Annotated in this window: 4 protein-coding genes and 1 pseudogene; 3 read left to right on the forward strand and 2 right to left on the reverse strand. The window is 52.0% G+C overall.

Going from position 1 to position 4639, the window contains the following annotated elements; translation table 11 throughout:
• The 3 genes and pseudogenes from Dpoa2040_RS03075 to Dpoa2040_RS03085 all read left to right on the forward strand — a co-directional run.
• Positions 1-435: pseudogene (locus Dpoa2040_RS03075) on the forward strand (phage tail protein); the annotation flags it as partial.
• Positions 436-593: 158 nt separating this feature from the next.
• On the forward strand, positions 594-1949 hold the full coding sequence (locus Dpoa2040_RS03080) for an esterase-like activity of phytase family protein (RefSeq protein ID WP_168640256.1): 1356 nt from the start codon (positions 594-596) through the stop codon (positions 1947-1949).
• Positions 1950-2107: 158 nt separating this feature from the next.
• Positions 2108-3454, forward strand: coding sequence for an aromatic acid/H+ symport family MFS transporter (locus Dpoa2040_RS03085; RefSeq protein ID WP_168640257.1), 1347 nt, complete (start codon positions 2108-2110; stop codon positions 3452-3454).
• A 47-nt stretch (positions 3455-3501) separates the two neighbouring features.
• On the opposite strand, the gene smrA is transcribed toward Dpoa2040_RS03085, so the two are convergent.
• Complete coding sequence (gene smrA / locus Dpoa2040_RS03090; RefSeq protein WP_168640258.1) at positions 3502-4068, reverse strand: DNA endonuclease SmrA; 567 nt, start codon at positions 4066-4068, stop codon at positions 3502-3504.
• 149 nt (positions 4069-4217) lie between these two features.
• Positions 4218-4639: phage tail protein (locus tag Dpoa2040_RS03095; protein WP_168640259.1), on the reverse strand; the 422-nt coding region annotated here is incomplete at its 5' end.

Below are 4639 nucleotides of genomic sequence, written 5' to 3' on the forward strand. Positions count from 1 at the left end.
TTTCCGAAACTGGCGCAGGTCTACCCCGGCGGCGTGCTGCCGGACTTGCGCGGCGAATTTATTCGCGGCTGGGATGATGGACGAGGGGTGGATGCGGGGCGTGGACTGCTATCACGACAGGCCCCGACCCTTATTACTGCTAACATCGGCCCTGATGCAGCACAATTATTAGTTGTTGAAGGTTCCACAGCTAACACAGCGACAATTTCTGAATTTAATCAATCAATACAAACCGATACGATCGTAGATGCTGATTACGGGCCGGCATTGAAAGGTTACTCTTTCGCCATAAATGGATACGCTTATACAGGAAATAGCAATCAGAGAACTGTCGATACGAATGCTAATCGCCCATTAAACAATAATCCCTACTTTATTGCTGGCGGTTCTCGCCCCCGCAATATCGCCTTTAGCTACATAGTAAGGGCCGCCTGACGGTGGAGACTGCACCGAAGTCTACTCTGTAGTAAACCACCACGCGGTGAGGATGCTCACCGCGTTTTACAATATGTATTGTTGTCATCCTGTACCGTCATCGATACGTCGATTACAGTTTTGGTGTAATACGCCACTTTCTTTTACAGGATTTGACTATGCGCCTTTGCTTACCGCTTCTTTCTATGATCCTGCTGGCCCATGTTGTTCAGGCCGCGGATATTCAAACTGAGCAGTACCAGATTACGTTTCCCGATAATGATCGGGTCAGTTATCACGGCAAATGGCAGGCACGTTTCCCCAACGGTTTTCCTATGGGGATCGGTTCCGGGTTGTCATTCATCGGGCGGGATGGCGATAAACTTACCTTTGCTACCGTTACTGATCGTGGACCTAATGCTGATGCACCGGAATATCAAGGCAAAGAGGCGAAAATTTTCGCCGTACCTGATTTTACCCCCTCAATGATGACCATTACTGTGGATGCCAACGGCGCGCAAGCCACAGCACGCCGTCAGTTGCATGATGAATCGGGTCCCGTCAGTGGTTTGCCCTTGCCCGATTCGCTACTCGGCACGACCAATGAGGTAGCACTCAGCGATGTGCTGAAAAAACTGTCGGATGATCGCCGTGGCCTGGATACCGAAGGGATTACCCTGGATGGTCAGGGAGGATTCTGGCTCTCAGACGAATACGGACCATTTCTGATTCATATTGATGCACAGGGCAGCATTCTGGAAAAGGTGGGACCAACGCCACTACCCGGCGAGCAAGCCGTCGCCAGCGGTTTACCCAACATTCTTAAATGGCGACAACCTAACCGGGGTTTTGAGGGCATCACCCGGATGCCGGATGGTCGTCTTCTTGCCGCAGTGCAAAGCACGCTGGATATCGAGGGGAAAACCCAAAATAAAGCGTTGTTTATCCGTTTGGTCAGTTTTGACCCTTCAACAGGTAAAACGGCTATGTACGGTTATCCACTGGATGTGGATCGGTGGAAAAAAACCGGTGATGCTAAAATTGGCGACATGGTGGCACTGAACGATCATGACGTATTGGTGATTGAACAAGGTACTGGCAAGAACAAGGTGATACACAACCTGATCTATCGTGTCGATCTGCGTGACGCCAGCGACCTGACCACATTCGATGCAACTCAGCCAGCTGAGTGGAATGATGCCAAAACGCTGGAGAAACGTGGCATCGTACTGGCGAAAAAACAACAACTGGTTGATTTACGTCAGTTGGGCTGGAAGCCGGAGAAAGCTGAAGGGTTGGCGCTGATTGACGCCAGCACGCTGGCGGTAACCAATGACAATGATTTCGGTTTACAGTCTGTACTGGTTAACCCCGCCAATGATGTGAGGAAAATCGGCAGCTATCAGGTCGGGCCTGACGGCAAACTCTTGCTAGACGGCCACCCTGTCGATACACGGGTGGAACTCGAATCGCTCCCTAAGGATGAAGCGGCCAGCCAGTTGTGGATCATCCACCTTCCCCAGCCGCTTCGTTAAGAACCAGTGGCATGTCAAACGGCGCATCCTAAGTGGGTGCGCCGCTGTTATTTATCCGGTACACAAAAATTTTTCCTGACATTATATTTCCCTATCGGAAATAATTGTTTACAGTGTAAGCCATTGTGAACATTTAGCGGTATTGTTGGAGAAAAAGCGTGACAGGTTCCACCGCGATTGACGTACGCCAGCTGATAAACCAGCGTCCTCTTGGCGCTTATCAGAAACTGATCGTTTTCCTTTGTTTTTGCATCATTGCGCTTGATGGCATGGACATCGCCATTATGGGTTTTATCGCTCCCTCGCTAAAGTCAGCATGGGGAATTGGCAATGCCGAGCTGGCCGTGGTTATCAGCGCGGCGCTGATTGGCCTGGCGGTGGGCGCGATGGTGTCCGGCCCGCTGGCAGACTGGCGTGGACGTAAAACCATCATTATTGCCAGTGTATTCCTGTTTGGCCTGTGGACGTTATTAACCGCCTTTTCCCATAATTTGCAACACATGGTCATTTTCCGCTTTCTGACCGGGTTAGGTTTAGGCGCTGCGATGCCGAATGTCGGCACGCTGGTATCGGAATTTGCACCGGAGAAAAAACGCTCCTTCATCATTACCGTGGTCTTCTGCGGCTTCAGCTTCGGCGCTGCCAGCGGTGGATTTGCCGCCTCCTGGATGATTCCGCTATGGGGCTGGCACTCCGTATTACTGATGGGCGGTATTCTGCCACTCCTGCTGGTGCCGTTTTTGTTGATGAAACTACCAGAATCGGTACGTTTTCTGGTCAGCAAGCGTGCAGGTTCGCGCCAGATACATCGCATTGTAGATAAAATCGCCCCCGGCGTTACTCAGGCCGACAGCGTGTTTGCTATGCCTGTGGCAGAAAAGTCACCGGCTTTTGCTGTACGGCTGGTGTTATCTCGCTCTTACCGTTTTGGTAGCGTCATGTTATGGGGCGGCTACTTCTTTGGCCTGTTCATGGTGTATTTGCTGGGAAGTTGGCTGCCGACCGTCATCAAAGAGGCGGGCATGAGCGTGACTGAAGCGACTGTCATCACGGCCCTCTATCAGGCTGGCGGTACATTCGGTTCGTTATTCGCAGGCTGGCTAATGGACCGGGTTAACCCGCATCTGGCGCTGGGTGTCATTTATGCAGCCGGCGGTGTAGCCACTGCAATGATTGGCGTTACCCATGCTTACTTCGTGCTACTGGCTATGGTGGCGTTCGGCAGCGGCTTTTGTCTTAACGGTGCCAATACCGGTATGAATGCGCTATCTGCTCGCTATTACCCGACGGAAGCCCGTGCTACCGGTTCAGGCTGGATGCACGGCATTGGCCGAATGGGAGCCATCATGAGCGCATTTGCCGGCGCGCAGGTGGTCAGCATGGGATGGGGGTTGAGCGTCATGTTCACTATTCTTGCCATTCCTGCGTTGCTGACATCGCTGATGATCTTCGCCAAAGGTCAATTGGGTTATAGCAGACCGGCCATCGAGGAACTGAGTTACTGATACGTTAACGCCCGGCTAGCCGGGCGTTTGTTAGAACAGATTAAGAATTACCGACTACGTTTAGCATGTCTCTCGCGGTTATTCTGCCGGGCCTGATCGGATTTTCTCAGCGATACATAGCAAGCTCCGGCCCCCCCGTGAAATGGCTGAGCGGCACAGAACGCCTGCACTGCATCAAACTGCTGCAACCACCGAAACAGGTAGTTACGTATGACATTGGCATGTGATTTATCATGCCTGACTTTACCGTGAATAATTAGCAGGTTACGTAAATGATGCTGCTGTGCCTCCCGCATAAACGCAAATAGCTGCTGCCGACAGGCCTCGACCGGTTGACGTAACAAATTGAGGCTGGCATCCAGCGGATATTTTCCCTGACGCAGTTTATCCACCACGCCTTGTTGGATACCCTCCTTCCTGAATTCCAGCGGAGTATCACACGAAAACAGATCCAGAAATCCGGTAATCAGGAAATTATCCTGCTCTGGTTCTTGCACACGATGAGAAGTCGTATTCGGCAGGGCGGACTTCAGGTGAACGACGGTTGAGGACGGTTTCAGCGGTTTGACATCGTCCATGGCGCTCAGAAACAGGGCTTTTTCGTCAGGAGTCATCGTGTCGCTCGCAATTATCTACACACTACGTCCCTACTATAACCAGAGCACCATCAAATATCACCTGCAAGCAGAGAGCAGAAACGCGGTGAGTTTCCTCACCGCGTAAATAGCAGTTTGATAGCTATTGGATCGATACAACCAGATGGTCAGGCCGCCCTTACTATATAGCTAAAGGCGATATTGCGGGGGCGGTTTTCGTTGGCTGTCGGGACTACCCTAGATGCATCGAATGCAAAATCATCAGATAGGTTCACGCTTGAATACGATGTTGCCGATACCCCGCTGCGTGTACCGTAGTCATAGAATGCGCCGACAAATGCATCAAAAAACACACTACCACCGCTTATAGCACCGGTTATATTTCGGATGGCGTCTCCCTGTATTGACAGTAATGCTCGCCCCGCATCCACCCCACGCCCATCATCCCAGCCGCGAATAAATTCACCGCGCAAGTCCGGCAGCACGCCGCCGGGGTAGACCTGCGCCAGTTTCGGAAAAACATTTTTGTCGAAGGCCTGACCGTTGCATTTCAGCCAGCCGGCGGGCGGAGTGGCCTGCGGCCAGGGCA

The sequence above is a fragment of the Dickeya sp. CFBP 2040 genome, assembly GCF_012273755.1.
Lineage (GTDB): Bacteria > Pseudomonadota > Gammaproteobacteria > Enterobacterales > Enterobacteriaceae > Dickeya > Dickeya poaceiphila.

Bases quoted from the DNA above. Each gene is read 5' to 3' on its own strand.
- Dpoa2040_RS03080 (WP_168640256.1), top strand. From the start codon at position 594: ATGCGCCTTTGCTTACCGCTTCTTTCTATGATCCTGCTGGCCCATGTT.
- smrA (WP_168640258.1), bottom strand. From the start codon at position 4,068: ATGACTCCTGACGAAAAAGCCCTGTTTCTGAGCGCCATGGACGATGTC.